Here is a 4,761-nt window from a genome sequence, read left to right on the forward strand (position 1 = left end):
AAATCATTTATACACAGAATACCCCCTAGGAATTCCTAGGGGGTAAAACCATTTTTAAATACTATAACTATTCCTATATAATGGGCTGACTAGCCTTCGCGATGTTGGAGGACGTTTTTTTAGATAAGGTAAAAGTTTATGATGCTGTATAAGGAATTAGTATTTATATTTTGAAAATTGAAATAACGTCACCCTTAATAAACCTCATATTCAAGCTGTAATTTAACAGGATCGTAATTATAAACAACATCTCCAAAGTCGGTTGTAATTCTTTGTTTGATATCACCAGTTCCATATACAATTGCTTTCGTATTACCTTTTAATAAATCATAATCTGTATCACCATTTACAAACTCATTTCCATAACCGTACTCTTTTGCTTTGATCTTAGCACTAACTTTGCTAATATATCTAAAAGAACCATCGCCTTTAAGAGTGAAGTTCGCTGTTAGGGTAACTTTTGTAGAATTTACAAGACTAAAATAAGTGTGCTCTTTTTCTCTAGTTACTTTTGTTTCTTTATCAGCAGCTGCTCTCATCATCATACGATCTGTTTTTACAAATTCTTCTCCTTCTTCAGATCTAATACTTTCGAGAAATATTTGAAGTTCCTCAGGACTATTGACTTTTATAGTACTACCTCCAACTTCTTGGTCATCAGCTCTTTCAAGATGGTATTCCTTCATTAATTGTTCAAAGGTTTTCTCGTTTCCTTTAATTGAATCTAAATGTTCTTCTGTGATGTAATTTGTCATATCAATTACGTCTACGCTTTTTTCTTTTGCTTGTACTTGAAATGGAGTTGATAGAGAGAATGCTAATGAAAGTGCTAAGAAAGGTGCGATGATTTTTTTGAACATTTAAAAGCCTCCTATTATTTGGTATAATCCCTATGCAAGTTTGTTTTACCATATTTTTTCCTGTAAGTAAATAATTATGGAAAATACACCAAAAAAAGGAGGTTTTTTAGATGGAATTTAGCATTATCTCTTCATTATATCAATTATTTTTTTTGTTTCTGATAGTATTCGTAATTGTGTGGATATATAGGTTTTTCTCTCAGAAATTTAATAAAAAACACGATGAAACAATAAAAATGCTACAAAAGGTTGTAGATTTGCTTGAGGAACAAAATAAAAAAAAGAAGGAATAAGTATTATTTACAATGATTTTCGGGTCCACTGCTGTAAAAGCAGTTGGCCCTTTTTTATTTTAACTATTGTATAACCTAACCAGAATTAAATAATAAGAACATATATTTGCATATAAAGAGAGTATAGATGGCTAGCAAAAAACTTGATCCGCTTGTAACAAATTTCATCTGCCTAAACACGCGGAGATTTACGTCAGCTTCACAAGGATAAGAAACTAATCGAGAAACCGATCCTTGATAGTGATGAGCTAGCCGAGTTTTGTTACAGGATATCTGACTCACGCTAGTATGACTATGTCCTTACAATTAGCTGGTGGAAAGAGACAAAAGAGGCGGAGGAGTAATTGAATTTGCTTGGGGATGGGTAGACAAGTTTGATTCAACGTTTAAACAAATCAAGTTAAAGAAAGATGAGGATTTTTGGTAAATACCTGTAGAAAATGTAGTGAGAGTAGACAACAAATCATAGCTCTATCTTTAAAAATGAAAATTTAAAAAGCCTTACAACTAATACAAGGCTTAATGTTTTTATAGTAGCTCAATATAATTCTTTGCTTCCCGAGATGTTAATTTAAGTTTTTCTTGGGCTAGTTTTGTTGCCTCAGCCTTTTCTTCTCACTCAATCAACAGTTTACATGTAAGCATGTTAGTAGCTAGAAAAAATAAAAGAAAAAGAACTGTAGATAAAACGCTAAGCAGAATACTAAGACAACACAATCTAGTGACTATTAAACAATATTTACAGAAAAAGATATTTTGGTCTAAATGTTTTTTTGCAGTGACTATTCTGAAGATGCGTAGTAATATATGCTTGAGGTGAATATATATGAAGAAAATAATATCTCTATTACTAGTTCCAACTCTGTTAGTTGGATGCACATCCCAAAAAAATACTGAGGATGTAAAGGCTGAATCTACTGTCGCTGTAAAAGCTGAAGAAAAACAACCTCAAGGAAAATCTGGTTCTGATGAACTTGATCCGGAAACGATTAAAAGAATCCAAAAAATAGCAAAAGAAAAGTATGATGCTATTAAAGGATTGGGTCTAACTATCGAACAGTTTAAGAAGAAACTTGATGACGTTGGAGCAAGATTAGAATGGACAGTTTCCAATTCTGGAACTATTCTAGAAACTGCACATGCTAAAGATGAGGTTGCTAACGTAAATTTTCAGTTTTTTGGTCCCAAAAATGATTTGAAACGATTAAGTATTAGTGGCTATATCACTGATGATCAAATTAAAAGCAACATGGTTGTTGCCTATCTACAGTTTTTCTTAAAAGAAGTACTTCCAACTTATAGTCCGCAGGATATTGTGAATCTTTTTGAAGATAGTATGAATAAGTTAGCAGAGCAGAAACAAGAATCAGAGCCAAGAGTAGTTTATGAAGTTGACGGAAAACGATTAACTATTTTAAAGATACATAATATGATAGGTATTGAGGTAGAAAGTGATAAAAATGTTTTAGAGAAAAAATAACTATCCGTAAAGTACCCATTGTGGTGCTTTTTCTGCAGGGCTCCATTACTATTCGGTATTTTGTCTACAAGCTGAAAGCCCCTAAAGAGATAGGGTTTTTCAAGATGATTTCCTCTTAGATAAAATAAATATTTACAAAAAATATAATATATATATATAAATAATACTTGTAAATAAAAGGAATAAATTCCGTAAAATAACAATGATTTTAATTAAAAGCTTTACTTTTCATTGATGGTGGTAATAGAGTTATTAAATGGATAACAAGGAGTGAAGTATCAATGGGGTCTGTTGGAGATGCAGGGTGGTCTGTTGGATATACAGGGGTTATAATTCTTATCCTAGCTATTGTAGGGATTATTTTACTTATCAAAAATCTGAATAAGAAAAAATAGCCTAAGCTGACTCACTAAGTAACAGGATGCAAAGCTGTTACGTCAGCTTCACAAAAATAAGAAATTGATTGAAAAGCTGATTATAGAAGAGGATGAGCTAGTCGAGTTTTGTTACAGGATTTCTGACTTACGCCAATATGACTATCTAATAACAAGTAGCTGATGGAAAGAGACAAAAGAAGGTTGTTTTTATCGAAACTGCATGGGGATGGATAAAGAAGTTTGATTCCCACTTCATAAGGATTAAGCTTAGAGGATTTTTGGGGATACCTGTATGGATGTAGTGAAGATTGATCAATAATCTAAAAGAACAAGTCGTTTCCTTACATTACATTTAGGAAACGACTTGTTCTTTTGCAAACCAACTTCAAGTAACAGATAGCCTCAAATCAACTGTGCTTCTCTATCAAAGAGGCAGTGCTTTAAGACAACATATTTCAAATATTGTTCAACCATTTTGATAAAATCGTTTTTGGTTAGCTCTTTTATCTGGGAAGTTATCCCATATTTAAATTTTTGTTACTTATTAGGTACAGGGAGATTTACAAACTTTACCGATACAACAGGTGAAAATGATAATAAATTAGTAAAAGGGGATTGTGCTACAAGAGGTGACATTGATAATCCAAAATATAATACCACTATCAACGCACGTAATACAGCAAATAACAAAGCAGCCACAGTAACTAAGAGGGACAATGGTGCATTACCAGATGCTGTGCTGGATATATGGAAAACGGGTGTTGAAGACTTTGGACTGAAATGGGATAAAAATCTATCATTTAAAGGTAGATACTATTATGAGTTTTAATAAGTACAGGATAGGGTTTTTACCCTATCCTCTTTACATGTAAAGAAAGGAACGTGGGCATGAATAGAAAGAGAATTTGTTTTATGATAGTTACGATATTTACTTTTCTTCTTTCGGGATGTATGGAACAAACCGTAAATCAAAAATCTCAAATAATACAAGCCAAAATGAAAAAAATATAACTATGGGAACTATTTATCAATTACCTATACCGAATATGTGAATGGTAAAGATACAACTAAATGATAAAGCATAAGGCCGTCAGATCCTTCTGACGGTTTTTTATTATGTTAAAAGCTCCTTACGGTTCGATAAAACCAATTCAATTCATCTGATTTAATTCAGGTACTGTAGGAAAACAGAATCAATAATCCATTATCTACCCAGTTCTCCATTTTTGCTTACAAAGAGATGGCATATTAATCTGTTCTGTACATACATGTACCAAAAAGAAACTGTAAGGATGTGCTCAAACTCTCCAAAACATTTCAATAAGGAATCATTTTCAGTCAAATGCTGATACAATAAGGGGAAACCAGAAGGGGGAAGGTTATGGCAACATGGGATTTATCGAAAACAAAGCACCATATCCTGCTATGTAATGGTGGTAGCTGCATGCGAAAAGGTGGCGAAGAAGTCACTGTGGCGATTCGTCAGGAAATAGCCCGGCAGCGAGCAGATGAACAGATTCATACAACCCGGACCAGATGTAATGGACGCTGTGAGGATGCCTGTGTCTTGATTGTGTATCCAGAGGGAGTTTGGTATCAAAATGTTCAGCCTAAGGATGCGAAAGAGATTGTAGAACATCTTGTCCAAGGACAGCATTATCAACCTAAAATTAGCCATAGATACTCCGGTGACGGATTTGTTAGAAATGAAACGGTAGCGCTTGGGGTAAAGAAATAAAAGAACAGACTCC

The 4,761-nt window shown here is 33.3% G+C and carries 5 protein-coding genes and 1 pseudogene; 5 read left to right on the forward strand and 1 reads right to left on the reverse strand.

Annotated elements, in window-relative coordinates; genetic code table 11:
• Positions 1 to 194 precede the first annotated feature (194 nt).
• Complete coding sequence (locus AYJ08_RS04180) at positions 195 to 860, reverse strand: hypothetical protein (RefSeq protein WP_064016707.1); 666 nt, start codon at positions 858 to 860, stop codon at positions 195 to 197.
• A gap of 110 nt (positions 861 to 970) precedes the next feature.
• On the opposite strand from AYJ08_RS04180, the gene AYJ08_RS04185 reads away from it, so the two are divergent.
• The 5 genes and pseudogenes from AYJ08_RS04185 to AYJ08_RS04200 all read left to right on the forward strand — a co-directional run bounded on the left by AYJ08_RS04185 (position 971) and on the right by AYJ08_RS04200 (position 4,748).
• The gene (locus tag AYJ08_RS04185) at positions 971 to 1,153 is read left to right on the forward strand and encodes a hypothetical protein (protein WP_031411222.1); all 183 of its coding nucleotides are present in this window, start codon (positions 971 to 973) and stop codon (positions 1,151 to 1,153) included.
• A gap of 127 nt (positions 1,154 to 1,280) precedes the next feature.
• Positions 1,281 to 1,580, forward strand: a pseudogene (locus AYJ08_RS24300) (YolD-like family protein).
• Positions 1,581 to 1,979: 399 nt separating this feature from the next.
• Positions 1,980 to 2,633 carry a hypothetical protein gene (locus AYJ08_RS04190; protein ID WP_064016708.1) on the forward strand — a complete coding sequence of 218 codons (654 nt, stop codon included), beginning with the start codon at positions 1,980 to 1,982 and terminating at the stop codon, positions 2,631 to 2,633.
• Between the two features lie 867 nt (positions 2,634 to 3,500).
• Positions 3,501 to 3,839, forward strand: coding sequence for a hypothetical protein (locus AYJ08_RS04195; protein ID WP_064016709.1), 339 nt, complete (start codon positions 3,501 to 3,503; stop codon positions 3,837 to 3,839).
• A gap of 552 nt (positions 3,840 to 4,391) precedes the next feature.
• The gene (locus tag AYJ08_RS04200) at positions 4,392 to 4,748 is read left to right on the forward strand and encodes a (2Fe-2S) ferredoxin domain-containing protein (RefSeq protein ID WP_064016710.1); all 357 of its coding nucleotides are present in this window, start codon (positions 4,392 to 4,394) and stop codon (positions 4,746 to 4,748) included.
• Positions 4,749 to 4,761: the final 13 nt, after the last annotated feature.

It is taken from the genome of Brevibacillus sp. SKDU10, assembly GCF_001645205.1.
GTDB lineage: Bacteria > Bacillota > Bacilli > Brevibacillales > Brevibacillaceae > Brevibacillus_B > Brevibacillus_B halotolerans.

Bases quoted from the DNA above. Each gene is read 5' to 3' on its own strand.
- AYJ08_RS04180 (WP_064016707.1), bottom strand. From the start codon at position 860: ATGTTCAAAAAAATCATCGCACCTTTCTTAGCACTTTCATTAGCATTC.
- AYJ08_RS04185 (WP_031411222.1), top strand. From the start codon at position 971: ATGGAATTTAGCATTATCTCTTCATTATATCAATTATTTTTTTTGTTT.
- AYJ08_RS04190 (WP_064016708.1), top strand. From the start codon at position 1,980: ATGAAGAAAATAATATCTCTATTACTAGTTCCAACTCTGTTAGTTGGA.
- AYJ08_RS04200 (WP_064016710.1), top strand. From the start codon at position 4,392: ATGGCAACATGGGATTTATCGAAAACAAAGCACCATATCCTGCTATGT.